This window comes from Streptomyces sp. NPDC107517 (assembly GCF_055582645.1).
This window is the reverse complement of the sequence record NZ_JBVJPM010000018.1, coordinates 77,035-102,283: the sequence shown is the minus strand read 5'-3', so window position 1 is coordinate 102,283 and position 25,249 is coordinate 77,035. Positions and strand designations below refer to the sequence as shown.

Genomic DNA, 25,249 nt, shown 5'->3' with positions numbered 1-25,249 from the left:
TATCCGGGAGCGGTCATACGCGCACGCCGCACCAACCCGCCCGACAGCGTGCCAGAGCTCCTGCTGGGCTCCCTCGCCGAACGCGCGGCGCAGTGCCGGCCGGCAGGGCTCGAAGTCGGCGACGTACTGGACGTGGTTGATCTGGACATGCCCGTCCCCCCTCCGGTCCGATGACGACGCCGCCGCTCTCAAGTACCGCGACGCCGGCGTGACCGCCGTCCTCGAACCCGAAAAGCAGCGTGACCCTGCGCGTCCTCGGCCGCCACGCCGCCCCGGGCCGAGCCTGATACGCGGCCGCCGAGCGCGATCCGGATGGACACCGAATGACCACCGTCCTCGGCCCCCACCTCCGCACCGTCATGACCGGCGGCTGGTCCCGCAGCCTCGGCGTACGCCAACTCCGCACCGAAGCCTGGAACAACGTCGCCTCTCCCCCGTGCACGAAGCCGGCTGCCGAGGAGCCGCGCTCCTGGCCGGCGTCGCGAGCGGCGTCTACGCGTCACCTGAGGAACTGCCTGCCGCGATCGCCGACGCATCTACCGGTCACACGACTCCGTAGCCACCGCCGGCATTCGGATCACCGTCCATGGCGAGACGCCGAGCGGCGGCGGCGCCCACACACCGGCAACTGCCCGACGCAGCGGTCGCCTTGGGTCGCCGTACGGGCGTCCCACTCGGTTCTTCACATCGTGATCACGCGCAAGCGGTTCAGCCCGGTCGGGCGCTGCCCTCGTGCAGGAACGCGGTGCTCACGTGGTCACCGCCTGCGGGGCGAACCTCTGGCGCAACTCTCGCTTGAGGACCTTATGGCTGGGGCCTATAGGCAGCGACGGGAGCACCTCGATGTGCCGCGGGTACTTGTGGCGGCCCAACCGTTCGCGCGCCCAGGCCGCCAGCTCGTCGGCGTCGAAGGGAACGTCACCCGTCGCGACGGCGGGGACGACGACCGCGCAGATCTCCTCTCCCCGCTCCTTGTCCGGCAGGCCGATGACCGCGACCTGCGCGACCGCGGGGTGTCGCGCGAGGACTTCCTCGACCTCCCGGGGGTAGACGTTGAACCCACCACGGATGATCAGGTCCTTCTTGCGGTCGACGATGCTCACGAACCCGTCCGCGTCGACCTGGCCGATGTCGCCGGTGCGGAACCAGCCGTCGACGATCGCCTTCGCTGTGGCGTCCGGGTCGCCGAGGTAACCGGCGAACACGTTGTGTCCACGAATCACGACCTCACCGAGCTGACCGGGCCCGAGCAGCTCGATCCGGTCCTCGACGGCTTCGTCGGCGATCTCCACCTCGACGCCCCACAGTGGGTGCCCGACAGTTCCGGCGCGGGTGCCGAACCAGGGCTGGTTGACCGCCGCGGTGGGGGAGGTCTCCGAGAGGCCGTAGCCCTCGAAGACGGTGGTGGCGAAGGCGTTCTCGAACCGCTCGATGACCGCGACAGCGAGGGGCGCGCCGCCTGAGACGCAGTCGCGCAGGCGTGGCATCCCGACCGCTCGGGGCGCTGCCTCGAGCAGTTGCACATACATCGTGGGTACGCCGAAGAACATGGTGGCGCTCTCGCGATACATCAGCTCGATGGCGTCGTCCGGCGCGAATCGAGGCTGCAGCAACAGCGTGGCCCCGACCCGGAAGGTCGCGTTCATGGCCACGGTCTGCCCGAAGGTGTGGAAGAGCGGCAGGCAGCCCATCACCACGTCGTCCTGGCGGATCGGCGTGGTGTCGAACGCGTTGACGGTGGCGTTCAACACGAGGTTCAGATGGGAGAGTTGCGCTCCCTTGGGGCGTCCTGTCGTGCCGCTGGTGTAGAAGATGACGGCGATGTCCTCGGCCTGTCGGGGCTCTGCCACCCGGAGAGGTTCGACCCCCGGAGACCACAGGTCCACGATCTCCCGGGCAGATACGCCGGCGCTCGCCGCGGCGGCGTGGGCGAGCGCGCCGCAGGAGCCGTCGTGGAGCAACGTGGTCGCACCGGAGTCGGCGAGGAGAAGGGCTGCCTCGTCGGCCGTGAGCAGGGTCGGGACGGGGACGACGACCCCGCCGGCGGCGAGGATCCCGTAGTACGCGCGCACGAAGTCGGACACGTTGGGCGCGAGCAGCGCGACCCGGTCCCCGGGCCGCACGCCACCGAGTTGCAGGCTCGCGGCGCACTGGCGGGCCTGGCGCCACAGGTCGGCGTACGTCACCCGGTCCGGGCCCTGCACGAGGGCGAGCTTGTCAGGGGAACGTCGGGCGGGCTCGGCAAGCACGGTGGCGAGCGACAGGAGGGTCATGGAGTCTCCGGGATCGTGAGGGCCGGGGTGGACGAGGGGCGGCGGAACGCACCGACGCCGGTCTCGGTTCGGCCGAGGAGCAGCTTCCGGGGCTGCGAGGTCCTGTCATCACGCGCACATCGCGCAGGCGCTTCCCCACCGGATGCTCATCGACGAGCCGTGGTCGCCGAAGGCCGGCAGCGCACCCGATTGCGGCGCGCGCTGCCGACTCAACGGCGGTCAGATCGCCGAGCCGCCGTTCGGGCTGATGACCTGCCCGACCAGGTAGTGCTCGGCCGCTGCCAGATGCAGCACGGTGGCGGCGTACTCCTCGACCGTGCCGAAGCGGCCTGAAGGGCAGGACTGCCAGAGCCGGTTGCGCCCCTCCTCGCCGATCTGCTCGAGGTAGCCGTTGAACGCGGGCGTCGCGACCCCGCCGGGGGCCAGGGCGTTCACGAAGACGTTCGCGCCGGCGACCTCGAACGCCACCGAGCGGGTGAACGCGATCACCGCGCCCTTGGTCGCGCTGTAGTGGGGACTGTGCGCACTCCGGGACGAGATGCCCGCGATGGAGGCGACATTGACGATCCGCCCGTAGCGCTGCGCCTCCATCAGCTTCAGTGCCTCGCGGGTGCAGTAAAAGACACCGTGCACGTTGACGTCCCAGTAGCGCAGCCACTCCTCGTCGGTGATCGCGCTGGTGAACCCCAGCGATCCTCGCGGAACCGGGGTCTGCAGGTAGGCATAGAGTTCGTTGCGCCGCTCGGTGTCCACGGGGCGGTTGGGGGTCAACGCCGCATTGTTGATCAGTGCGTGCACGGTCCCGAACCGATCCGCCGCGGCGGCGAACAGGTCGGCCACCTCTCCGCTCGAAGACACGTCGCAGTTCACCGGGAGGCATTCACCCCTGACCTCCTCCACGGCGTCGCAGGTCTCGGCGAGCGAGGTGGCGTCCACATCGCAGACCACCAGCCGGGCGCCTTCGCGGGCAAGGGTGACGGCGATGGCCTTGCCGAGGCCGGGGCCGACGCCGGTGACGACGGCGACTTTGTCCTTCATGCGCATGTGCGTTCCCTGGAGGTCGGAGGGCTGACGTCGAATCACGAGTCGCATCACGAGCGGAGGGGTTCGGCCCGGTCGAGTTCCGGGGGCGTTTGCCGCAGCTCGATGTTCTCGAGCGACGTGTTCCGGGTCTTCATGCCGAAGACACCGACCACCAGTGCGAACACGAGCTGGAGCGCGGCGATGAAGGAGAAGACCCCCGCGGAGCCGAACGCGATGAGCAGTGCCCCGATCACCTGCGCCGCAGCGATGTTCGCGACCCGGGCGACGGAGTTGGACCAGCCCATGCCGGTGGAGCGGTGGCGGGTGGGCAGCACCTCGCTGGTGTAGGTGTTGGTCGGGGCGACCGACATCTGCAGGCCGAACGAGAGGAGACAGGCGAGGGCGACGGTGGCGAGTGTGGACGAGACCGTGGTCAGCGCGAGGGCGACGGCGGCGATACCGGTGCCGACGACGGCCAGGATGTGTTTGCGCTGCCATCGGTCTGCGAACGTGGTGGCGGCCAAGGGCCCGAGCACGCCTGCGGAGATGATGATCGCCGTGTAGAACGCGGTCTGTTCGAGGCTGAAGCCGCGCAACTTGAGCATGGTCGAGACCCAGTAGTTGAACCCGAAGTACGCCACCACGCCGAGGGACCAGAGCACGGCGGTGAACGCGAACCGGCCTCCGTACCCGGCCTGGACGAGAGCGCGCAGCCCGGAGCGCTCCTGCGGAGGTGGTGCGACTGCGGGCAGCGCCGCTTCGAGGGGAACCAGGACGTGCCCCTCGCCGGTCACCCGGTCCTCGATGGCACGCATCGTCGTCTCGGCCCGCTCGACCTGGCCGACGGAGGCCAGCCAGCGCGGCGACTCCGGGAGCCTGCGTCTCAGCACCGCGGCGAGCAGCACACCGAGCCCACCTAGGAGGTAGAGCACGCGCCAGCCCCACTCGACATGGGGGACCACGAGGTAGCCGAGCCAGGCCATCAGGACCGGGCCGAGCCCTCCGACCCCGATCGCCCAGGCCAGGGCCCGGCCCCGGAAGTCGGCCGGTATCAGCTCAGCCATCAGGACGACCGCCACCACGTTCATCCCCTGGAATCCGACGGCGGTGACGAAGCGCAGGCCGAGGAATGCGCCTGGGTCGGCGACCAGGCCGTTGACCAGCGAGCCCAGGGAGTACGCCACGACGCAGGCCAGCAGGATCGGCTTGCGGCCGAACCGGTCCGCGAGGCGCCCGGCACCCGCGGCGCCGAACAGGGTGCCGAACGCGGTGGCCGCGGTGATCGCCGCCACGTCGTGGACGGTGAATCCCTCGTGGTCGATCAGCGCCGGAGCAGTGAACGCGAACGAGTACAGGTCCATGTACTCGAAGACGAGGGCCGCGGCGAGCAGCGCGACCAGTGACTTGTGCCAGCGGGAGAGCGGGAGTCGCTCGAGTCGGGCGCCCATCTGAAGGAGGGTGTCGGCCCTGGCTCCCGGCATGGTGGTCATGCCTGCTCGCTTCCGGTGAGGTGCAGTGAACACACGTCGGCGAGGACCTCGGATGCCACCTCGAGCGCGTCGTCACCTTGCTGGCCGACGATGTCGAGGACTGCCTGGATCTGCTCCCGGCTCGCCCCCAGTGCGAGGGCGCCGCGTATGTGGCGCCTGGTCCCCGGGGTGTACATGTGGGTGACTGAGGCATCGCCCGCGACGCACAGGAGCTCCACCCACACGGGCGGGAGAACACCGTCACGCCAGATGCCGACCGCACTGGCGAGGAACGCCTCGAGCCAGTCCGGGGCCGCGTCGTAGACGGCGTCCCAGGCGGGGTTGAACTGACCCGTGTCACGCAGCATGGCGCAGACAGGGGTGGGGCCTGAGGGTTCCGCCGGCTCAGGCGGTTGCTGGGCGCAGGCGAGCTCGTGGTCGAGGATCGGCACGCCGACCGCCATCGCGTGGATGCCGATGACTGTGGACAGCTTCAGCACCTCCAGCACCTCGGCGCGGCTGGCTCCGGCCCGTATCGCTTCCCTTGCCTGACGACGGACTCCGCGGTCGTACAGGTGCGTCACCGAGGCATTGAGCTTGAGGCGTACGAGGGCGGCCAGCTTGCGGCCGAGGACGTGCTCGGGGGTGGCGGGGGCCGGCGGTGCGGGGTGGACATCAGGGCGTGCGGCATGGTGGTGCGCGAATGCGGTCATGGCGCTTCCTCGGGGCGTGTGGCGACGGGATGTCGGAGGGGCGGGGTGGCCGCGAACGCGGCGAGCGGGCGGCGGGCAGCGGCCGCGGCCGTTCCCGGTCTGGGGCGCCGTGGGTCAGCGCAACGAGCCGGCGCTCACGCTGCTGCGGGCCGCGAGCTCGTCGAGAACGGTGCCCTCGTCGCTGGAGATTGCGGGCCCGTCGGCCTTCGACGCCTCGCTGCCCGGGACGATGAATCCACGCCGGCCGGGACGGCGGTTCTGCGGGAGACCGAGCCGGGCCAGGGTCTCCTCGGTGCTGGAGTACGTCTCACCGATCTTGTAGATCGCACGCGCCTCCGTGCCGGTGGCGATGTCTCGCCCCAGCTCGCGGGCGATACGGACCATCTGCTCGATCTGTTCGACCGAGGACATCCGTTCCCCCTTGCGTCCCCACAGGTTGTCCTCGATGCCGACCCGCACGTGCAGACCCATCGCGATCGCCATCGTGTTCATCGGCAGGCAGGCGCGCATCGCGCTCTCGATGGTGAGCACGGACCCGTCCGGGGTGCGACGGACGAACTCGACGAGGTCGGCGGGGTGGAAGCCGGCCGCGCCGCCGCCGATGGCGACGTAGTTCAGGACCAGCGGGCCTCGGTAGAGGCCCTTGCGGATCAGCCGCTCGACCGACTCGAGCTGGTGGACGTGGCCGAGCATGAAGTGGGGCTGGATGCCGCTGGCGGCCAGTCGCTCGAGGTGCTCGATGTAGAAGGACGGACGGGCGTCCGAGACCATCTCGCTGTACGCCCTCACGTACTCCGGCTTCTCCAGGATGGTGCCGGCCACGTCGTCATCGGAGAGCATCTCGACGATGTTCATCTGACTCGTGTTGATGGCGATGGTGACCTGGTCCGGCTTCGGGTCCAGGTCTGCCAGCATGTGCCGGGTGTCGTAGTCCAACCACTTGGCCTCGTCGCCCTCTCCCTCGGGGGCGAAGGAGATCGATCCGCCTACCTGCAGCACCATCTCCGGGACGGCCTCACGAAGCCGGCCGAGCAGTTCGTTGAACTTGGAGAGGCGCTTGGAGCCCTTCCCGTTCTCTTCACGGACGTGCACGTGCAGCAGCGTGGCACCGGCGTTCCAGCAGTCCACCGCCTTCTGCACCTGCTCGTCCATGCTGACGGGGATGTCGTCGGAGTCGCCGGGGGTCCACTGCGGACCGTAGGGCGCCGCCTGGATGACCAGCTTCTCCTGGTTCTCGGGGTAGAGGCTGTCGTCCATGAAATGCATGTCGGACTCCTTCGATGGGAGGTCTGAACCCGGTACCGCGAGGGAGGTACGTCCTCGGGTGGCCCCACCGTAGAAAGAGACGCCGGTCACACATTGCGCATCTGGTCGCAAGTATTTAGCATTTCGTCACTCCTGGGTCATCCCGGGGCCGACCGGCAGCGAGAAGCGGTGATGCGGTGCTCACCCAGGCAACGATCCCGGTCGGTGCGCTGTCCGCGCTGCCGGAGATCATGAGGCAGCTCGGAGCGGACCCGTGGGAGCTGTTGGCGTCCTTCGACATCGCACCCGAATCGTTCACCCAGCCCCTGCGGCCGCTCCCCATGTCCGTCCACGGCGAGATCATCGAGGCCGCGGCCCGGGCCACCGGATGCGATCACCTCGGGCTGCTGCTCGGGCAACGTGCCGATCTCGGCAACACCGGCCCGCTGCGCTTTCTCATCCTGAACGCGCCCACCGTACGGGCGGCCATCGAAGAACTGCTGCACTTCAGCCCGATCTGGTATCCCGGGATCGTCGCCTCGCTCGACATGGAGGACGAGTACGCGGCCCTGTCGGTCGCCGTACACAGCCCCTTCCCGGGCAGCGACCAGGTACTGACCGGATACCTCACCGCCAACGTCAAGATCCTGGAGCTGGTACTGGGCCACACCTGGCGCCCGCTCTCGGTCCGGGTCGCGCACCGCGAGCCGGCGTCTCCCACGCCGTACCGCCTCTTCTTCGGTTGCCCGGTCCTGTTCGACCAGCCCCGGCACGAGGTGTGGTTCCCGCTCGAGGTCCTCGACCACGAGCGGAAGCGCACAGGGACCGATCGCCAACTGCAGAGCTTCCTGCACGAACGCCTGGCGGAACTGCGCGGCGAGGGCCCCGTCGACTTCGTGACCCAGGTACGCCGCGCCATCCAGGGCCTCCTGCCCTCGGGCACGTGCAACGCGGAGTACGTCGCGTCGTTCTTCCACGTCCACCGGCACACGATGCATCGGCACCTGACCCGGCACGGCACCAGCTTCGAGGAACTCCTCGACGGCGCCCGCCGGGACCTGGCCACCCGGCTCCTCGGAGCCACGGATATGCCGCTGGCCGAGATCTCGGTCATGCTCGGCTACACCACCCAGAGCAGCTTCACCCGAGCGTTCAAGCGGTGGCACGACGTGACGCCGGTCCGCTGGCGGGCCAGGCATCGTCAGTCCGGCCCGCCGGCAGGCTAGGCGTCGACGGTCCGGCCTGGTGGCGGGCGAGGCGCCGACAGAGCCACGCGCCCCGCGTCTTCGTCGGCCATGCGGTCAACTGGCCCATCCCTCGGCCAGTTTCACGCAGCGGCGCGTTGCTCAGCTGATCTTGAAGGAAGGCCAGCGGACCGCGCGGGTCGACTACGGCGGGCTGACGTCTGTCAAGACAGAGCTGCGCTCGCTGCCCTGGCCGGCTCAACCAGATTTGCCAAGGAACGAACGGGCGCTCCCAGGTCCGTTCGGACCCGTCACGGTCCAGCTCTACATCACGATGTGGCGAGCCAGGCTGCAGAGGGTCTGCTGCGCGATCGGAAGGACATCTTGACCTGCCCCATGGAGATCTCGATGTACTCGAAGATCGCGTTCGCCAGCTCGACCCAGGTCTTCCACCGCGTGCGGTTCAACAGCTCGATCTGCATCGAGGACCAGAACGAGTCCATCATCGCGTTGTCCAGACCGTCTCCGACGGTGCCGAACGAACGCAGGAGTGGCCAACACCTCATCGGCCACCGCGCACCAGGCCCGTCCCCCGAACGCAGAGGCCCGGCCGGGCGTCACGGCGCTGGACGCACCCCCCAGCACCTGGTGAAGTTCGACCACGCAGCCCAAGTGGCCGGTTGGTGCGGCCGGACTTGCCCTCTACAGTGCAGCCACAGCAGCTCACCCACCGAAGAAACTCAACCGAACCCTCCGGTTGGCATTATCCACATTGGTATCCACCAATCTCCGCTAAGACAACCGCCAGCGTAGCCGATCGAGCCCTCCACCTGGTACGTCATCGGAAAGGCGTCGACCTGACTGCCGGACGAAAACCCGCAGGTCAGGTCCTGCTTTCCGGCCCAACCCCTTCGCAGGCACGGCCCGAGCGTCACGGCCTTGGCGTCGGGAGTCGTCTTGGTTGCGGTAGACACCAGGGGCTCCCGCCGATCCCGCGTCGGTGGGAGCCCTTCGCGTTACTCACTGCTTCTCCTGGACGGCTCGCCCGCGGCCGGAACCGCCCATCCGGAATCGCACAACTTCACGTCACGGCCAGGGCGTCGAGCTTCCCCTCCTTCGCCTCCTCGACGAGTGAGGAGAACTGGTCCGCGCTCATCTGCACGCGCTGGCCGAAGTCGTCGGTGATGACGATGCGCTTGTCCTCGGGGGCGGCGGGGTCGATGAACAGCTGCGGGCAGCCGCAGTTGCACTTGCCGCAGAAGGTGGCCACCTCTTGGAGGCCCGTCAGGTCGGTCATGTCGCTGCTCCCGTCCGAGAGTTGAGCTGGCTGTGCCGTGGTTCTACCCGGAGCCGCCCGGGCGGACGCGGCACACGGACCGGAGGCGGAAGCACGCCTGCACGGCTGTCCGCCGTACAGCGCCCCGGATGCTTCCGCCGGGGCCGGTCCTCCGGGAACCAATGGCGAGCCCCGAACGACTCACTCAAAAAGGGAGCTTCCGCCGACGCGCCCTCGTCACACGAGCAGCGCGAACATCACCGCCATCCCGACCGCCATCGCTGCGTGGCAAGCGGATTCGGACGCCTCGCCGCTGAACAGAACTGTTGCTCCCCGTGTTCCGTCGGCGGCGACGGCGACACGCCCCAGATCGAACGCCTGGGCCAGCCAGCGCAGTCCGAGTCCAAGGAGTACGAGGGCCAGCAGACCGGCTGTCCACTGGTCGGCGGGCTGGGCGAGAGTCATGGCGCTGGTGGCGTCGGCGCCGGACATGTCCATTCCCGGCATGTCCTGCGGCATGCCGCCCGCACCGGATGCCATCGCGGAGCCGCCCATCACCGCCGCCATCCAGGCCATCGCCGCCAGCATCACGATGTGCGGCAGCGCTGCCACCAGGGTCGCCGCCCGCGTGCCCTCCTTGGAGGACCGGGCCACCGCGGCGACGGCGAACCACAGCGCCCCCGCCGAGAAGATGGCCACCTGCGGGGCGGCAGGTAGTTCCATGCCTCTGGGCCAGGCCATCGCGGCCATCGCAAGGCCCATGGCGGCGTGCAGAACGTGCCCCACCCGGATGGCCGCAGCTCGGCCCGGAGCGACGGCCAGCCAGAGGGCGTAGAGGGCGGGGAGCAGGAAGAGGACTGTGAGGATCCAGCGCAGTCCGGTCGCGTTGATCACGCGGTCACCTCCGTACGCTCGGTGCGGCGCCGGCGGCGCGCACCGTTGACCAGGTCGATGACGAGGAATGCCAGCAGGGGCAGGCCGAAGAGGGGCACGAAGTAGCCGATCACGGCGACCAGCAGGGCCACCGGGGCCAGGAACCAGCCGGGCAGACGCCGCCAGGTTCCGCGTGCCGGTGCCCGTCCGAGGACGAAGCCGCCGGTGCGGGTGGGCCTGCGCAGCCACCACATGCGGTAGCCCCAAAGGATCATGCCGATGAGGGCGAGCGCGAGCAGGGCGAGCGCGATCTGGTTGGCGAGACCGAACAGCAGGCCCATGTGGGCGTCGATGCCCCAGCTGGTCAACTTGGCAAGCAGCGGGTAGTCGGCCCAGTTCGCCCGGTCGGTGACCCTGCCGGTGGCGGGGTCCACGGCCACGGTGTCGTGGCGCTCGGGCCAACTGCGGGTGTTCTCCTTGGCCACGTACGTGGCCTGTTCCTTCGTCGGCGGCGACACATTGAGGGTGCCACGCAGTCCGGCCGCGTGCGCGGAGGCCACGACCGCGTCGATGCCGACGTCCTTCCCGGCACTCCGGCCGCTGCCGCTCTGCCTGGCGGTGCTGTGTCCGGGCAGTTCGGTGGAGACCACCGGGGTCGGTCCGGCCAGCGCCGACTGGATCTTGCCGATGCTCGCTCCGGCGTGCACGGACCAGGTCATGCCTGTGGCCGACAGGCCCAGCAGACCGACCGAGGCCCACACACCGACGACCGCGTGCCACGACATCGTGCGGCGGCGTCCCTTCGGTCCGCGCTGCGGGACGAGCACGCGCCGCACGCGCTGACGCGAGCGTGCTGCCGTCAGCCACAGGGCGAGACCGCCCAAGACCTCCACCCACAGCCAGCTCGCCGCGATCTCGCTGTAGATCCGGCCGGGCTCGCCCAGATTGAGATGCCGGTGGAATCCGTCCACCCAGGAACGCACCGGAAGCCACCAGCCTGCGAACGTCCGCTCCTGGCCGAGCACTTCACTCGTATACGGATTTACGAACGCGGTCTGGGTGTAGTTGTCGGGCAGGCCGGGCTTGTCGAAGACGACGCGTGTGCTGTCGGTGCGGCCGGTGGCCGGGGTCACCGAGAACAGCGTGCCGTCAGGGACCGCCTTGCGCGCCGCCGCCACCTGCGCGGACAGCGCCTCGGGCTCTCCTTGCGGGGTGACGTGGAGCTGATGGCGGTAGACGACCGCTTCGATCTGCGGAGTCGCGGTGTACATCAGTCCGGTCACCGCGGCGACGAGCAGGAACGGGCCGATGACGACGCCTGCGTAGAAGTGGAGCCGGAGCAGCAGCGGGCGAAGTCCGGTCCAGGAAACGGGGGGCCTGGGGCCTCCGGGTACCGCGGCGGCTTCCGCTTCCCGATCGGGAGCGGTGTCCGCGCTGTCACTGTCCAGAGTCTGCACAGTGGGGTCGGCCGGGGATATGTCCGTCGCAGCTCGCGCTGTGTGGCTTTCCGCCATAACGGGCCTTTCTGTAACGGAACGTCGCCCACCGCTTTCGGCGGTCCGGTGTAGTGGTCGGACGCGAGGGCGAATGAGTTCCCGATAAATCAAAGTGGCCTGGGCCACGGTCAGGACGTCGGGTGAAGCCGGGCCGGTCCCGGCACCGCACGCACCACACCGAGCGGGGGCGGTGCATGCGATGCCGGGCGGTACGGCCTCAGGCGGCGATCAGTTCGGACACGTCGTCCGGTACGGACTCCGCGCTGGTGAGGCACTCCACCAGCGAGTAACGCGCCCGCGACACTCGCGAGCGCACCGTGCCGACCGGGCACCGGCCGAGGGCGGCGGCCTCGGCGTAGGAAAGACCGAGGAGCTGGGTGAGAACGAACGCCTCACGCCGGTCCGCCGGCAGGGCGTCGACCATCTCCATCAGGGCGATGCCGTCGTCGAAGCCGGGCAGACCCTTCGGCTGGCTGCGCTCGGCGGCGGCCTGCCAGTCGACGGTGTCGGCCAGACGCGGGCGCACGGCCGCGTGCCGCAGGCTGTCGGCCACCACACGGCGCGCGATGGACAGCAGCCAGGTGCGCGCCGACGAGCGGCCCTCGAAGCGGTGCAGGCTCGACAGCGCCCGCAGGAACGTGTCCTGCGTGAGATCGTCCGCCGCCTGGGCGTCCTTGGCCAAGTAGGTCACGAAGCGGCGCACGTCCAACTGAAGTGCGCGCACGAAGCGCTCACTTGCGTCGCCGTCACCGCGCGCAGCGGCGAGGGCGATGGCGGTGACCGTGTCGTCGGTCACCGTGGGCAGGGCAGGAGTCATTGCCCGAGGTCCCTTCTCGGATCCCGCTGAGCGCAGGCGTGACGGACTGCCGGCACGCGAAGCCGGACAGCGTCACGAGCACGTCACGGGAAAACGGGAGAAAAACCGTGCCGCTCAGGCGCGAGCACGGGGAGCACGTCGGGGCGGCCTTGAGCCGCCGGACGCGTGGCGCCGGCTGTCACAGGACAGCAGGGGCTCCCGGGGGACCTCTGGTGGTGAGAGTGTGGACGAGCAGCCGTGAGCGCAGACGTCGCACGACGGCAACGGGTCGACGGGACGGTGAGGAGGTCTCGACGGTCGGCAGAACGCAAAGAAGCAGCCGCAGCGGGACGAACGTCGCGTCGGCCACCGCCCGCAGGACACGGAACACCGCGCGCTCTCCCTGAGCCAGCCACACTCCGCACAGGAGAGCGGCCAGCACGTGGGCAGCGAGCATCCCCCACGAAGCCGTACCCGACATGCCACCCATGTGATGCATTCCCGCCATGCCGGTCATGGCCGATGAACCGGCCATACCCGCCATGTCGTGCGCCATCGCACCGTGTTCGTGCGCCGCGGGCATCGGCGACGCGCCGTCGGTGAGTCCGGTACGCACCGCCAGGTCGTAGGCACGAGCGGCCGCCTCGGGGGACGGATCACCGCACAGCAGATAGCGAGCCCACTGCTGGGGACTCGCCGAAGCAGAACCGGGAACCGCCCCAGCACCCGCGGTCGACTGGGCCAGGGTGAACGCGCCGTGCAGACACGCCTGCACCGCCAGCGTCAGCAGGACCACCGTGCGCCGACGGCGCTCACTGGCCGCGAACGCCCAGCCCGCCAGTGCCGTCCCGAGCAGTGCCAGGCCGAGTACGGGCCAGGGCAGCGGGGAACCGGACATCAGAACGTGGCCCACAGCCGCGAGCACGACACACACCGCCGCGAACATCGCGGCGCGCGCAACGCGTGACACCCGGCTGACAGACACGGCGACATCTTGGCACTCCGCGTACGCGGCACGCTGAACCGGGTCGGGAAAAACATTCGTTTGGCCATGTACCTGCCCGGAACTCCGCACCGCGCACGGGCGACTCCTGTAGGGAGTCCCGCTGTCGGCGGGGGCGGTGGCGGTCACCAGAGAGGCGCTCGATGACGGTGGAACACGGCACTATGGGCATCCGGGACGAGCGGCCGGGCCAGGGCGGACAGGCGGCGCTGACGGTGTTGCTCACCGGCGCGATGGCCTTCTCCATGCTCCAGCTGTTCCTGCTGGGGGCCCTGGCACCGCGGCTGGTCGACGTCCTCGGCATCTCTCCCACCCTGCTCGGGCTCACCACCACGGTCGGGTTCGGCGCGGCGGCCCTGCTGTCACCGGTAGGGGGACGGCTGGCGGATCGCATCGGCCCCAGGCGATGCCTGATCGCCCTGTTCGGCATTGCGGGGGTGGCTCTGGGGCTGATCGGCGCCGCGTCCGGCCCCGTCGTACTGCTCGCCGCGGTGGCTCTGGGCGGGTTGCCCCAGGCCCTGGCGAACCCCGCGACGAACAAGACGATTTTGGCGGCGGTTCCCGCCGCTCGGCGAGGTGGGGTGACCGGCCTCAAGCAGTCGGGGGTGCAACTGGGTGCTTTCGCGGCCGGGCTGCCGCTGTCCGCGCTGGCCGGATCCGTCGGCTGGCGCTGGGCGGTGTGGACCGCGGCGCTGACGGCCGTGGCGACCGCCGGCTGGGCCGTGCGCGTCCTGCCACCCGATGCCCCCGCTCCGCGCGGGCCCGGCGGCGGCAGGACGGGGAGCACGGCGCGCTGGTTGGCCCTCTTCTCCTTGCTGCTGGGGTGCGGCATCGCCTCGGTCAACACCTACTTCGCCCTGTACGGGGCGCACGAGCTGGGGTTCGCGCCGACCACCGCGGGCATCCTGGTGGCGGTCCTCGGCGTCGCGGGCATCCTGGGCCGGGTGTGGTGGTCGCGGGTCGCCGCGACGCCGCGACGCGCGGTGTCGCTCCCGGGATGGCTGGCCGCAGGAGCCGTCGCGGCAGGTCTTCTGTTGTACGCGTCGGGTGCTGTCTCCTGGCTCGTGTGGCCCGGCGCCTTGGCAGTCGGCCTGTGCGCCGTCGCCGCGAACGCCGTGTCCATGCTCGTCGTCATGAGCGGTGCCGCCGCCGGACGCGCGGGGCAGGACTCGGCTTTCGTCTCAGCTGGGTTCTTCGCCGGTTTCGCGCTCGGTCCGCCGGTGTTCGGCGTGCTCGCCTCGGCGGGGCACTACGGCTCGGGGTGGCTCCTCGTGACGGCGGAGTTCGCGGCGGCTTCCGCCGTCGCGCTCGTCGGCGCGGCCCGCGGGTCCGCCCGGTGACCGCCCCGAACAACCGGCGGGAAGGCGACCGCGGACCGGTGGGACCGCCCTGGGCCGCGCCCGCTCTCGACGCGGTGCTGACACGGGTGGCGCATACGCGCGAGCAGGTCGGCGAGGGCTTTCCCCTGTACGCCGACCCGGGGGACGGTCACTGGACGACAACGCGCCGGGGCTCGTGGACGGGCGGTTTCTGGACCGGGCTGCTCTGGCTGCGGGCCCGGAGCACCGAAGACGCCGGCGACCACGCCGCGGCTGACCTCTGGACACGCCGGCTCGCCCCCTGGGTCGACGCGGACACCGCCGCGCGCGGGCTCGTCCTCTGGTACGGAACAGCCCTCGGTGACACGCTCCAGGCCGCCCGGCTGCGAGCGGACGCCGTGCGTGCGTGCCGCTCGGCCTTCGACGCGGAGCTGGGCCTCGTGCCCTGGGGATCGGCCTTCGGCGGCCCCGGCCCGCTGGCCCGCGCGGACGGGGTGCCCGGCCTCGTACCGCTCCTGGCTTCGGACGCGGCCGAGGAGAGCCGGTCTCATCTCAGACGGCACCTCGACCTGTGCCTCGGTGGCGGGCGCTGGGCATGGCTGCACATTCCCGGGGCCGGTTGGACGCCTCGGGACGAGCCCTTGCCGGACTGGAGCAGAGGGCGGGCGTGGCTGTTGCTGGCACTGGCCGACGGGGCGCACCGCCTGGGCACGGACGGCCTGGCACCGTATCTGCCGCTGCTGCGCGGCGAGCCCGCCGTCGTGCCGCCCGCGCACTACGCGCACCCACACGGACCACGCGACACCTCGGCTGCGGCGATCACCTCCGTCGCCCTCCTCAAGGCCGGAGAGCGGCGGACGGCCGTAGACCTTCTGCGCGAGCTGGTGAACGCGCACCTCACGGAGGACGGCCGCCTCCTCGACGGCTGTTACGACCTGGCCGCGCCCACCGCACCCCGCCACGAGTTGATCTGGGGCACGTACTTCCTGGCCTTCGCCCTGGCGGCGCTGGTGGGCCTGGTCGACCCGCACGCCGCCTGACGGGTGCCGCCGTACAGGCGGGAATGCCGTCACAGGCGGCCGAGCACTCTTCGGGCCACCGAGGAGATGTGCAGTTCGTCGGGGCCGTCCAGGACGCGGGCCGCCCGGCCGGTCCGGTAAAGGCCGGGGAGCGGCGTGTCCGGGCCGAGCCCCTCCGCGCCGTGGACCTGGATCGCCGCGTCGGCGACCTGTTCCAGGGTCCGGGCGGCAGCCACCTTCGCGAGCCCGACCTCGACGTGGGCGTCGGCTCCCGATTCCAGCCGGGCGACGGCCTCGTAGACGACCGGCCTGGTCATGCGCAGCGCGAGGAGCGCCTCGAAGACATGGCGCTGGACGAGTTGGCGTCCGGCGAGCGGACCGCGTGACGTGGTGCGGCCGGCGGCCCGGGCGCGGAGCAGCTCGAATGCGCGTCCCGCCTGTCCGAGCCACCGCAGGGAGCGCAGGGTGCGACCCAGTTGGAGCCGTTCACCCGCGATGTCCAGGGCGGCGCCGCGACGTCCGACGAGGTGGTCGGCGGGCACGACCACGTCGTCGAGGGCGATCTCGGCCTGCCCCGACGCGCCGAACACGGGCAGGGAACGCACGACGCGGAAGCCCCGTGTGCCGGCCGGCACGAGCAGCAGCGACAGGCCCCCACGGTCGCCCGTCTCCCCGTCGGTCCGGGCGAGAACGGTGAGGAGATCGGCGTCGGCAGCGCCGCTGATGAACCACTTCCGGCCACTGACGCGCCACGACCCGTCGGGCAGTCGCTCGGCCCGAGTGGCGGTGAGAAACGGGTCGGTGCCCGGCACATCGGGCTCCGACATCGCGTAACTGGCCCGTATCTCGCCCGCCACCAGACCCTTCAGGTATGCCTCACGCACCCGGATCGCCGCGTGCCGTCGCAGCATCAGCACATCGAGGAGGGACGCGGAACCGAGTGCGGCCGGACCGTGGTCGCTGAAGCCCTCGACCTCGGCGATCGGCGCATAAGCGGCGAGCCCGAGCCCTTGACCGCCGAGGTCCGCGGGCAGGGGAAGCGCCCACAGCCCCGCGCCCACGGCACGCCGGCGCAGCACGCCCAACACCTCGGCCGCAGCAGGTCCCCCGGCATCCAGCACGGCCTCACGCGGTACGACCCACGTCCGCACGAAGTCCGCGACCCGTTCCTTCAACTCGACTTCATGCACGTGCTCTTGCGGCATCACAGCATCCTTCCCCGGCAGCCCTGTCCCACGTCGTGGCCCGGGACCACGGGGAACTCACACGGGCATGCTTCCGACTTCTCTTCCGAGGGACTGGTCGGGTCAGAACGCGCCCGGGTTCCCGTGGCAGGAACGTGGCAGGAAAGGGGAAGCATGACGACTCCAGCGATACCGGACGTCGAGAGAACGGCCGCACCGCTCGACGCGGCGCGGTTCACCGTCCCGGAATCGCCCGGTCCGGGGCGCGCGCTGGTCGCCGACCATCTGCGCCTGCTCGGGGCCGCGGCACAGTCGGCCGACGGTGATGAGAAGGCCGACCTGATCGGCCTCAGCAGCACGTACGGCACCGTCCACGGGCACACGTCCTGGGGGGAGAAGGCAGTCGACGAGGCCACCGCGCAGGCCGTGTCCGGCGTGATGGACGTGCACGGGCGCCGGGACGCAAGCCCGCGTGGACTGGGCGTCGACTACCTCGACGCAACGACGGGAATCCTCACGGTGCAGGGCCTGCTGGCCGCACTACTGGGCCGGGCCCGCGGAATGGACGGCTTCTCCCGTGTCGGGGTGAGCGCGGAGCGGGCCGGGCTGTTGACGATCGGTCAGTACATCGCGGCGGCGGGCGCCGACGAGGGCGAGGCGGCGGAACTGGGTCCGGGCGGACCGCCGTTCACCTCACGCGAGGGCACTCGCTTCGAGGTCGAGACCCTGGACGCCGGGGTGTGGTCGGCCTTCTGGACCGCGCTGGGCGCGCCGGCCACGGACGTGCGCCGAGGGTGGCGGCCCTTCCAGTTCCGGTACGCGACCGCCTGCGCTCCTCTCCCGCTGTCCCTGCACGTCGCCGCGCACACCGCCTCCTGGGAGCGCATCCGGACAGCCGCGCAGGCATCGGGCGCCGACCTGTGTCCCCTGTGGTCCGTGGCCGACCGGTGCCGGGAGCACGACGGTGCTCCCCCGTGGACGATCTCGGCTCACCCTGCGCCGGGGCCGGAGGCACGGCGCGCACGCGATGCGGCCGAAGGTCTCCCGCTGTCCGGACTGACGGTCCTGGAGGCGGGTCGTCGCGTTCAGGCGCCTCTCGCGGCGCACCTGCTGCAGCGGTTGGGCGCCCGCGTGATCCGCGTCGAACCGCCTGGCGGGGACCCGCTGCGCGGCATGCCGCCCACCAGCTCGGGTATCTCGGCCCGCTGGCTGGCCCTCAACCGGGGTAAGGAGGCCGTGGAGGTCGACATCAAGTCTCCAGGCGACCGCGCCCGCTTGAAGGAGATGGTCGCCGAGGCCGACGTGTTCCTGCACAACTGGGCGCCCGGCAAGGCGGCGCAGCTCGGCCTGGACCACGGCGACCTGTGCGCGGCGCACCCGTCCCTCGTGTACGCGTACACGAGCGGTTGGGCCGGCAGGCTGCCCGGGGCCCCGATGGGAACGGACTTCATGGTGCAGGCCCGTACCGGTGTCGGCGAGGCCGTCCGTCCCGCCGACCAGCCGGCCGCTCCGTCCCTGATGACCGTGCTCGATGTCCTCGGCGGGCTGCTCGGCGCGGAGGCGGTCCTGGCCGCCCTCCTCCTTCGCGAGCGCACGGGACACGGCGCCCGGGTCGACTCCTCGCTGCTGTCGGCGGCCGACGTGCTCACCGCCGCAGCCAGGACACGGGCCGCGAGCGGGCTCGACCCGCGCCCACCGGCGGGATTCCGTGAGCCCTTGCGCACGCTGGACGGATGGGTGGCCCTCGCCGATGTCGCCGCGGCTCCCCTCGACACCAGCGCCATGACGACGGCCGAGGCCCTGGACTTCCTGGCGCGACGTCGGCTGGACGCGGTACCGGTCACCACCGACCTGACACGCCCGGCCTCCTCCGGTCCTCTCATCCGCGACGCGCACGGCGCCCTGAGCGTCCCCTCCCCCTGGAGCTTCCTGTGACCGTCGACCTGCCCGACCTCCTGCCTGCCCGGCTGCGCCGCTCCTGGACCGCCGACGGCACCTGCCCGGACCTGGACCTCTACAGCCTGTACCGCGCGCACCGGATCGCCGATCCGCACCGCACGGCCGTACTCGACGCCAAGGGCAAGCTCTGCTATACCGCGCTGGACCGCAAGGTGCGATGTCTGGCCGCCGGGCTCACCCGGCTCGGGATACGCCCTGGCGACATCGTCGGCGTGCAGCTGCCCAACGGGCGTGACGCCGTGCTCGCCGATCTCGCACTCGCGGCCACGGGAGCGGTCGCCCTCCCCTTCCCGGTCGGACGCGGGCGGCGGGAGGCCGCGTCGCTGCTGGGCAGATCCGAGGCGGCCGCCGTCATCGCAGCGACCGAGCACCGCGGACAGCGCCACGCAGCCGACCTGACGGCCCTGCGCGGTGAACTCCCCCACCTGCGTACGGTCGTCGCGGCCGGACCCGGGCCGGTGCCCGACGACTGTGTCACGCTCCGGACGCTGCTGCGTTCGGACCCGGCGGACTTCGCCCCGGCACGCCCCGACCCCGACGGCGGCGCCCGCATCCTCGTCTCCTCCGGCTCGGAGGCGGAGCCGAAGATGGTCGCCTACTCACACAACGCGCTCGCGGGCGGGCGCGGCAACTTCCTCGGCTCGCTCATGACCGAAGGACAGCCGCCCCGCTGCCTCTTCCTGGTCCCGCTGGCCTCCGCGTTCGGCAGCAACGGCACCGCCGTCACCCTCGCCCGGCACGGCGGTACGCTCGTCCTTCTCGACCACTTCACCCCGCAGGCCGCCCTGGACGCCCTGGAGACGTACGCCCCCACCCACGTCCTCGGAGTGCCGACCATGGTCCGGATGATGCTCGACCGCCTGGCGGAGACCGGCCGGACGATCATCGCCAGGCCGACGGCGATCATCGTCGGTGGTTCCGTGCTCGACGACGCGACGGCGACCGAGGCCCGCCGGGCGTTCGGCTGCCCCGTGGTGAACCTCTACGGTTCGGCCGACGGCGTCAACTGCCACACCACGCTAGCCGACGCGTCCGCTCAGGGCGCGGGTCCAGGCGTCCTCGCCGGGCGTCCGGACCCCCGCGTCGCCGACATACGCATCGCGGTGCCCGGCACGCCCGATCTGCGGGAGGCGCCACGTCACACGGTCGGCGAGATCGTCGCGCGCGGCCCCATGACGCCGCTGTGCTACGTCGCGGCGCCCGAACTCAACGCCCGGTACCGCACCGCGGACGGCTGGGTGCGCACCGGCGATCTTGGACTCATCGACACCGACGGCAATCTGCGCGTGGTCGGACGCCTGAAGGACGTGGTGATCCGCGGCGGCGCCAACATCAGCCCCGCCGAGGTCGAATTGGAGATCGCCACTCATCCTGGGGTCCGCGACGTGGTGTGCGTCGGCGTGCCCGATCCGGTGCTCGGCGAACGCCTGGCCGCCTGCGTCGTGCCCAGGGGCGAGGCTCCCGACACGGCCGGACTGAGCGCTCACCTGGATGCGCGCGGGCTTGAGCGGCGCAAGCATCCCGAACGCCTGCTTCTTCTCGACGCGTTGCCCCTCACCCCGGCCGGCAAGCCGGACCGCGCGCTGCTGCGCGAACGGTGCGCCATCGAAGCCTCGGGCACGTCGGTGCGTACGGTCTGACGCCGGGCCGGCAGGGTCGCTCGCACACCGGGGCGGACCGCATCGGTGACCGATGCTCCCGGTCCGCCCCGGTCACCGGATGAGGACGCAGTGATTTCGGTGTTCCCCCGTGGCGGAAGCCTCGGGATGGGACGATGTACCCGCCATGACTGCTGGACGGTGTGCGCGCACGGTTCGGGCCGGGATGTTCGCGGCCGTCTGCACGGTACTCGCTGCCGTGGGGCACGTGGTCATGTCGGACACCGCGATTCCTCGGTGGGCGCTGCCGTGCTCGCTCGCGGCTGCCGTGGGTGTGGGCTGGATGCTCGCGGCCGTCGAGCGCCGGCCCCGGGCCGTCCTCGCGGGTTGTGTCGGCTTACAGGTCGCCCTGCACGGCTTCCTGTGCCTGGCGCAGGCCCTCGCCGATCCGGCGACCGGCCCGACGCTGCTGCGCAGATGGACCTCGTACCTGCTGTGCAGCGCCTCACCCACGCCCGCGGACGGCCATGTCTCCGGTGCGTCCGCACACAGCATGCCGATGCCCGCCATGTCTCCCCTGCACGGCGGCATGGAGGGCATGCCTGGCATGAGCGCGTCCCAGACCGGCATGAGCGTCACGGCCTCGGCCGGCATGCTGACCGCGCACCTGATCGCCGCGGTGGTCTGCGGTCTGTGGCTGGCCCGGGGCGAGCGCGTGGCGTTCGAAGCCCTGCGCGCCGTACAGGGGTGGCTGACCGCACCACTGCGGCTGCCCCGATGCGTCGTCGTGCCGGTACCGGACACGGTGTGTCCCGCCCCTCGGCCGGCCTCGGACCGGGCACCGCGCGCGCTCCTCCTCTCCCGGACCATCACTTCAAGGGGACCGCCGGCACGTCCCGCTGTCGTCTGACGACAGCCGGCACCCCGACGCCACCCGGCGGACGGGCACCGGCCACGTCCTTCCGGACGCGGCCGGCCCCTCACACACCGGAGCCACGACGCACGCCGTCGGGACCGGACATGCGGCCCTTCCAGTTCGGAGGGCCACTGCCGCCCGCACAGAGGCGTCGCGGCATCCGGTGCCTCGCCCCGAGAGGGACACCAGGTGACCACTCCTGCCCTGCTCAACCCGCCTGACGAGGCGACCGCACTCGCCCTCGCCGCCCGTGACGGCGACGCGCACGCCGCCGATCTCTTCGTCCGAGCACTCCACCAGGACGTCCTGCGCTATGTGGGACGCCTGTGCGCCGACCCCCACCTCGTCGACGACCTCGCCCAGGACACCTTTCTGCGCGCCCTGCGCAGTCTGCACCGGTTCGAAGGCCGTTCTTCTGCCAGGACCTGGATCCTGTCGATCGCCCGTCGCTCCGTCATCGACAGCTTCCGTCACGCCGCCGCCCGGCCGCGGCTGTCGCCGTCAGAGGACTGGCAGAGCGCGGCGGAGCGCGCTCAGCAACGCTGCGTTCCCGGCTTCGACGACGGCGTGGCCCTGTCGGCCCTGCTCGACACGCTCCCGGACGAGCGCAGGGAGGCGTTCCTCCTGACACAGGTCCTCGGTCTGCCGTACGCGGACGCCGCCGCACTCAGCGGCTGCCCCGTCGGGACGATCCGCTCTCGCGTGGGGCGCGCCCGAGCCTCTCTCGTACGGCAGTTGGAGGCGGCGGAGGCCGCAGCCGCGACCGTCACGCGATCGGGCTGACCAACCGCCGGGTGGGTGTCGGCGCGCTCCGCGAGACCGGCGCCCACCCGAAGGTCAGGAGCGGTACCACGCGACGCCGCGCCGTTCGTGCTCCATGACGGACTCCACCGCCAGGGCGACGCCAGGGCCGCACTCGCGAGTCAGCATCCACAGCGCCAGATCGATGCCACTGGTGACACCTCCCGCCGTCACGAGGTCACCGTCGTCCACGACTCGCGCGTCGATCAGCTCGCCTCCCTGCGCAACGAGTTCGGCCTTGGCGTGCTGGTGCGTGGTGCACGGCCTGCCGTCCGTCAGCCCTGCGGCGGACAGGACCATGACGCCCGTACAGACACCAGCCAGGACCACGCCCGCGCGGTGTGCCCGCACCAGGTCCTGCCGGACACCGACGTCGTCGATGAGATGTTCGGCGCCGCCCGGGACGACCAAGAGGCCTGCCGCCGTGGGATCCCAGACGGTCGGAACGACGAATCTCGTGCCGAACAGGCCGCTGATCTGCTCGGGGGACCCCGACGGGCGCACGAGCATCGTCCGGACGTCGGCGCCGGCCAGTTCGGCGTGCCCGAACACGTCACGCGGTCCGATGAAGTCCTGTTCCTCCACTCCGTCGTACACGAGGATCTGAACGCGCAATGACATGGAGCCGCCTCCTTGACCGGTGCGGTGACGGGTCGGGTCAGGACTTCATGGCCTTCTCGATCGTGCTCGCCGCGTTCTCGTAGACGGCGAGCAGATCCAGGTCCTTGCCGGGATAGTTGACGACCTCTACCTGCTCGGTGACGGAGTCCGGCAGTACGTCACCGGTCGTCATGTGCACGTTGTCCAGGACGAAGTCGGGCTTCCTCGCACCCAGTTGGGCCACCTGCTTGGCCGTCGGGGCCTGCGGTCCGTACGTGCCGACCACGCGGGCGCCCGCCATCTTCGCCGCCCAGGTGGAATACACCTGGGCGACCGCGGTCGGGGCCTTGCCGTCCGGCCACGCCTTGCGGAGGTCCTCACCCAGGGTGGCATACCGGCTGGTGAACGTGGAGTTCCACTTCTTGGCCGCTTCCTGCGTGCCGAACATCTTTCCGAGCCGCGTCACCTCGTCGGGCACCTTGCTCGCGTCGTTGTCCAGTCCCACCTCGACGAGCTCGGCGTCGGAGCCGACGGCCTGCCTGATCTGCTCGGCGTACGGCTCGAACGGCGCGTAGAGCACGAAGTCCGCCTCGGCGACGGCGGCAAGGTCCGACGGCTTGGGGTCGTAGTCGGGGGCGTGCTGAGCGGAGGCGGGGACGATCACCTTCACGTCCTGGGCACCGGCGGCCTTCGCGAAGCCGGCCTCCCAGGTGGTGGTCGCCACGACGACGGGAGCGTCGGACGAGCCGCCTGTCTCCTTGGCTCCCGTTCCGTCGTTGTCGGACGAGTCGTCACCGCAGCCGGTGAGCGTGAACGCCAGCGCGGTCGTCAGACTCAGTGCGAGGACGGCAGGGACGGGGTGGACACGGACGCGGTTGCGCGCCATGAGCGGATTCTCCGTTCGGGTATGAGGTGGACGGCCAGCACCACGGCGCCTGCCGTCAGGACGAGGACGGGGCCAGGGGGCCAGTCCAGTTTCAGGGCGACGAGAAAGCCGGTGAGGTTGACGACCACCCCGATCCCGACGGCCCAGAGCGTGATGAACGTCAGGGACGTGCCGAGGCGCCGGGCCGCGAGGGCCGGCAACAAGGTCAGCGCGTCCACCAGCAGGGCCCCGGTCAGCTGGATGGCGGCGGCGACGGACACGGCGACCAGGACCAGCAGCACGACGGTGAGGAGGTCGACCCGCACTCCGGAGACCAGGGCCAGTTCCCGGTCGTGCAGCAGGAGCGCCAGATCGCGCCTGCGCCACCGGAAGAGCACCGGTACGACGACGGCCAGCGCGCCCAGAAGCCACAGGTCGGCGGCGCCGACCGACAGGATCGACCCCCACAACAGCGCGAACGCTCCTTGCGCGTTGACCCCGGAGACGGACAGGACGAGCAGCGCCGCGGCGATCGCCAGACTCATCAGCAGCCCCATGGCGCCCGACAGCCCGTCGGGTGAGCGGGCCAGAGGCGCCACGCCCGCGCCGGCGAGCCCGCAGACCACCAGCGCGCAGAATATCGGGTCCAGGCCGGTGAGCAGCCCGACCGCGATGCCGAGCAGCGCCACGTGCATCATCGCGAACCGCACCGGCATGATGTCCAGGCCGACGATCACCACACCGATCACCGGCAATCCGATAGCGGCCAGCAGCAGCGCGAACCCGGCCCGCCGCACCGGCACGAGCTCCAGAAGCGGCCCAAGGTCGGCCGTGGCCAGGCCCGTCACCGGACCTCCCGCAACCGGCCGGCCGCCATTTCGAGCACCCGGTCGCACCGGTCGGCCAGCGCACGGTCGTGGGTGACGACGACGACGGTGACGGGCAGGGCCAGCAGCACCCCGGCCGCCTCCTCCTGTCCCGCGAAGTCGAGCGCTGCGGTGGGCTCGTCGGCGAGAAGCACCCCCGCGCCCGCCGCCACCGCGCCGACCGCTCGGGCCAGGTACATGCGTTGCAGCTGCCCTCCGGAGAGAGTGTGCAACGGGCGCCCGGCCAGGTCCGCCACGCCCAAGCGGCCGGCGGCCTCCGTCGCCGCCTCGGGTGAACCGCTGGAGTGCAGCAACTCGCTTGCCAGCAGGGGGAACCGGCCGGTCGCCGGCTTCTGCGGAACCCAGGCGCAGGCGCGCCGCCGCCACGCCCAGTCCGCGGAGGTCCTGGCCTGCCGTCCTCCGACGCGGATCTCACCGTCATGACCGCGGTGCAGTCCGAGGACCGCGCGGATCAGCGTTGTCTTACCGGATCCGTTGGTGCCGGTCAGAGCTACCCGCTCGCCCGCCGCGACGGCCAGGTCCACGCCGGCCACCGCCTCGACCCGGCCATGCCGGCAGGCGACGCCCCGCATCCGGATGTCCATCGCGTCCCACACGCCCTCTCGCACCTTTCGTCGGCTCGTGAGAGGAGTCGTGAAGGCGCCCGCACCAGTTCCCGGCACGGGCCCGCTTTTTCACCCGGGCAGGCCCGGCCGCAGGAGGACGCCCGGGACGGGAGGAGCGGCCGGAATGTCGGCGAACGCAGCGGCT

General features: G+C 71.1%; 22 protein-coding genes and 1 pseudogene. 7 read left to right on the top strand and 16 right to left on the bottom strand.

Annotated elements, in window-relative coordinates:
- Nucleotides 1–749: 749 nt before the first annotated feature.
- From ACZ67T_RS32725 to ACZ67T_RS32705, 5 genes are all read right to left on the bottom strand, one after another.
- Nucleotides 750–2,273 (bottom strand): long-chain-fatty-acid--CoA ligase, encoded by a 1,524-nt coding sequence (locus tag ACZ67T_RS32725; protein WP_469988791.1) that lies wholly within the window; start codon nt 2,271–2,273, stop codon nt 750–752.
- Nucleotides 2,274–2,492: 219 nt separating this feature from the next.
- The gene (locus ACZ67T_RS32720) at nt 2,493–3,311 is read right to left on the bottom strand and encodes an SDR family NAD(P)-dependent oxidoreductase (RefSeq protein ID WP_469988789.1); all 819 of its coding nucleotides are present in this window, start codon (nt 3,309–3,311) and stop codon (nt 2,493–2,495) included.
- 53 nt (nt 3,312–3,364) lie between these two features.
- Nucleotides 3,365–4,786 carry an MFS transporter gene (locus ACZ67T_RS32715; protein ID WP_469988788.1) on the bottom strand — a complete coding sequence of 474 codons (1,422 nt, stop codon included), beginning with the start codon at nt 4,784–4,786 and terminating at the stop codon, nt 3,365–3,367.
- Entirely contained in the window at nt 4,783–5,478 is a 696-nt protein-coding gene (locus ACZ67T_RS32710) for a carboxymuconolactone decarboxylase family protein (RefSeq protein WP_469988786.1), read from the bottom strand. The genes ACZ67T_RS32715 and ACZ67T_RS32710 overlap by 4 nt, the downstream gene beginning before the upstream one ends.
- Nucleotides 5,479–5,592: 114 nt before the next feature.
- Entirely contained in the window at nt 5,593–6,744 is a 1,152-nt protein-coding gene (locus ACZ67T_RS32705; protein WP_469988784.1) for a beta-keto acid cleavage family enzyme, read from the bottom strand.
- Nucleotides 6,745–6,920: 176 nt separating this feature from the next.
- Here ACZ67T_RS32705 and ACZ67T_RS32700 point away from each other — a divergent pair, with 176 nt between their 5' ends.
- A complete protein-coding gene (locus ACZ67T_RS32700; protein ID WP_469988782.1) occupies nt 6,921–7,949 on the top strand; it encodes an AraC family transcriptional regulator in 1,029 nt (342 codons plus the stop codon).
- A gap of 359 nt (nt 7,950–8,308) precedes the next feature.
- On the opposite strand, the pseudogene ACZ67T_RS32695 reads toward ACZ67T_RS32700, so the two are convergent.
- From ACZ67T_RS32695 to ACZ67T_RS32670, 6 genes and pseudogenes are all read right to left on the bottom strand, one after another.
- Nucleotides 8,309–8,458 (bottom strand): annotated as a pseudogene (locus ACZ67T_RS32695) (IS3-like element ISAar24 family transposase); the annotation flags it as partial.
- 530 nt (nt 8,459–8,988) lie between these two features.
- A complete protein-coding gene (locus ACZ67T_RS32690; RefSeq protein WP_469988780.1) occupies nt 8,989–9,204 on the bottom strand; it encodes a hypothetical protein in 216 nt (71 codons plus the stop codon).
- Nucleotides 9,205–9,420: 216 nt separating this feature from the next.
- Nucleotides 9,421–10,077: a DUF5134 domain-containing protein gene (locus ACZ67T_RS32685; protein ID WP_469988779.1), complete on the bottom strand. Its 657-nt coding sequence runs from the start codon at nt 10,075–10,077 to the stop codon at nt 9,421–9,423.
- Nucleotides 10,074–11,570, bottom strand: a complete 1,497-nt coding sequence (locus tag ACZ67T_RS32680) for a PepSY-associated TM helix domain-containing protein (protein WP_469988777.1) — start codon at nt 11,568–11,570, stop codon at nt 10,074–10,076. Before ACZ67T_RS32680 ends, ACZ67T_RS32685 begins: the two co-directional genes overlap by 4 nt.
- A gap of 199 nt (nt 11,571–11,769) precedes the next feature.
- Complete coding sequence (locus ACZ67T_RS32675; protein WP_469988775.1) at nt 11,770–12,369, bottom strand: sigma-70 family RNA polymerase sigma factor; 600 nt, start codon at nt 12,367–12,369, stop codon at nt 11,770–11,772.
- Nucleotides 12,370–12,547: 178 nt separating this feature from the next.
- A complete protein-coding gene (locus ACZ67T_RS32670; RefSeq protein ID WP_469988773.1) occupies nt 12,548–13,333 on the bottom strand; it encodes a hypothetical protein in 786 nt (261 codons plus the stop codon).
- 161 nt (nt 13,334–13,494) lie between these two features.
- Here ACZ67T_RS32670 and ACZ67T_RS32665 point away from each other — a divergent pair, with 161 nt between their 5' ends.
- Complete coding sequence (locus ACZ67T_RS32665; RefSeq protein ID WP_469988771.1) at nt 13,495–14,691, top strand: MFS transporter; 1,197 nt, start codon at nt 13,495–13,497, stop codon at nt 14,689–14,691.
- A complete protein-coding gene (locus ACZ67T_RS32660) occupies nt 14,688–15,710 on the top strand; it encodes a sugar ABC transporter permease (protein WP_469988769.1) in 1,023 nt (340 codons plus the stop codon). The genes ACZ67T_RS32665 and ACZ67T_RS32660 overlap by 4 nt, the downstream gene beginning before the upstream one ends.
- Before the next feature lie 29 nt (nt 15,711–15,739).
- On the opposite strand, the gene ACZ67T_RS32655 is transcribed toward ACZ67T_RS32660, so the two are convergent.
- Nucleotides 15,740–16,894, bottom strand: coding sequence for an acyl-CoA dehydrogenase family protein (locus ACZ67T_RS32655; RefSeq protein ID WP_469988767.1), 1,155 nt, complete (start codon nt 16,892–16,894; stop codon nt 15,740–15,742).
- Nucleotides 16,895–17,047: 153 nt separating this feature from the next.
- Between ACZ67T_RS32655 and ACZ67T_RS32650 the strand changes: the two genes are divergently transcribed.
- From ACZ67T_RS32650 to ACZ67T_RS32635, 4 genes are all read left to right on the top strand, one after another.
- Nucleotides 17,048–18,808: a CoA transferase gene (locus ACZ67T_RS32650; protein WP_469988765.1), complete on the top strand. Its 1,761-nt coding sequence runs from the start codon at nt 17,048–17,050 to the stop codon at nt 18,806–18,808.
- Nucleotides 18,805–20,472 carry a class I adenylate-forming enzyme family protein gene (locus ACZ67T_RS32645; RefSeq protein ID WP_469988764.1) on the top strand — a complete coding sequence of 556 codons (1,668 nt, stop codon included), beginning with the start codon at nt 18,805–18,807 and terminating at the stop codon, nt 20,470–20,472. The genes ACZ67T_RS32650 and ACZ67T_RS32645 overlap by 4 nt, the downstream gene beginning before the upstream one ends.
- Nucleotides 20,473–20,617: 145 nt before the next feature.
- A complete protein-coding gene (locus tag ACZ67T_RS32640) occupies nt 20,618–21,340 on the top strand; it encodes a hypothetical protein (RefSeq protein ID WP_469988762.1) in 723 nt (240 codons plus the stop codon).
- 195 nt (nt 21,341–21,535) lie between these two features.
- Entirely contained in the window at nt 21,536–22,129 is a 594-nt protein-coding gene (locus tag ACZ67T_RS32635) for a sigma-70 family RNA polymerase sigma factor (RefSeq protein WP_469988760.1), read from the top strand.
- Nucleotides 22,130–22,183: 54 nt separating this feature from the next.
- Here the strand turns inward: ACZ67T_RS32635 and ACZ67T_RS32630 are convergent, their stop codons facing one another.
- From ACZ67T_RS32630 to ACZ67T_RS32615, 4 genes are read right to left on the bottom strand one after another with little or no spacing between them, the layout of a single operon-like run.
- Nucleotides 22,184–22,768, bottom strand: coding sequence for a DJ-1/PfpI family protein (locus tag ACZ67T_RS32630; RefSeq protein ID WP_469988758.1), 585 nt, complete (start codon nt 22,766–22,768; stop codon nt 22,184–22,186).
- Nucleotides 22,769–22,805: 37 nt separating this feature from the next.
- Nucleotides 22,806–23,633: a metal ABC transporter solute-binding protein, Zn/Mn family gene (locus ACZ67T_RS32625; protein WP_469988757.1), complete on the bottom strand. Its 828-nt coding sequence runs from the start codon at nt 23,631–23,633 to the stop codon at nt 22,806–22,808.
- Nucleotides 23,582–24,460 (bottom strand): metal ABC transporter permease, encoded by an 879-nt coding sequence (locus ACZ67T_RS32620; protein ID WP_469988755.1) that lies wholly within the window; start codon nt 24,458–24,460, stop codon nt 23,582–23,584. The genes ACZ67T_RS32625 and ACZ67T_RS32620 overlap by 52 nt, the downstream gene beginning before the upstream one ends.
- Complete coding sequence (locus ACZ67T_RS32615; RefSeq protein WP_469988885.1) at nt 24,457–25,083, bottom strand: ATP-binding cassette domain-containing protein; 627 nt, start codon at nt 25,081–25,083, stop codon at nt 24,457–24,459. The genes ACZ67T_RS32620 and ACZ67T_RS32615 overlap by 4 nt, the downstream gene beginning before the upstream one ends.
- Nucleotides 25,084–25,249: the final 166 nt, after the last annotated feature.

What these genes read in the sequence shown, in the direction of transcription:
- ACZ67T_RS32725 (WP_469988791.1), bottom strand. Translation starts at nt 2,273, where the DNA reads ATGACCCTCCTGTCGCTCGCCACCGTGCTTGCCGAGCCCGCCCGACGT.
- ACZ67T_RS32720 (WP_469988789.1), bottom strand. Translation starts at nt 3,311, where the DNA reads ATGAAGGACAAAGTCGCCGTCGTCACCGGCGTCGGCCCCGGCCTCGGC.
- ACZ67T_RS32715 (WP_469988788.1), bottom strand. Translation starts at nt 4,786, where the DNA reads ATGACCACCATGCCGGGAGCCAGGGCCGACACCCTCCTTCAGATGGGC.
- ACZ67T_RS32710 (WP_469988786.1), bottom strand. Translation starts at nt 5,478, where the DNA reads ATGACCGCATTCGCGCACCACCATGCCGCACGCCCTGATGTCCACCCC.
- ACZ67T_RS32705 (WP_469988784.1), bottom strand. Translation starts at nt 6,744, where the DNA reads ATGCATTTCATGGACGACAGCCTCTACCCCGAGAACCAGGAGAAGCTG.
- ACZ67T_RS32690 (WP_469988780.1), bottom strand. Translation starts at nt 9,204, where the DNA reads ATGACCGACCTGACGGGCCTCCAAGAGGTGGCCACCTTCTGCGGCAAG.
- ACZ67T_RS32680 (WP_469988777.1), bottom strand. Translation starts at nt 11,570, where the DNA reads ATGGCGGAAAGCCACACAGCGCGAGCTGCGACGGACATATCCCCGGCC.
- ACZ67T_RS32675 (WP_469988775.1), bottom strand. Translation starts at nt 12,369, where the DNA reads ATGACTCCTGCCCTGCCCACGGTGACCGACGACACGGTCACCGCCATC.
- ACZ67T_RS32665 (WP_469988771.1), top strand. Translation starts at nt 13,495, where the DNA reads ATGACGGTGGAACACGGCACTATGGGCATCCGGGACGAGCGGCCGGGC.
- ACZ67T_RS32655 (WP_469988767.1), bottom strand. Translation starts at nt 16,894, where the DNA reads ATGCCGCAAGAGCACGTGCATGAAGTCGAGTTGAAGGAACGGGTCGCG.
- ACZ67T_RS32650 (WP_469988765.1), top strand. Translation starts at nt 17,048, where the DNA reads ATGACGACTCCAGCGATACCGGACGTCGAGAGAACGGCCGCACCGCTC.
- ACZ67T_RS32640 (WP_469988762.1), top strand. Translation starts at nt 20,618, where the DNA reads ATGACTGCTGGACGGTGTGCGCGCACGGTTCGGGCCGGGATGTTCGCG.
- ACZ67T_RS32630 (WP_469988758.1), bottom strand. Translation starts at nt 22,768, where the DNA reads ATGTCATTGCGCGTTCAGATCCTCGTGTACGACGGAGTGGAGGAACAG.
- ACZ67T_RS32625 (WP_469988757.1), bottom strand. Translation starts at nt 23,633, where the DNA reads ATGGCGCGCAACCGCGTCCGTGTCCACCCCGTCCCTGCCGTCCTCGCA.
- ACZ67T_RS32615 (WP_469988885.1), bottom strand. Translation starts at nt 25,083, where the DNA reads ATGGACATCCGGATGCGGGGCGTCGCCTGCCGGCATGGCCGGGTCGAG.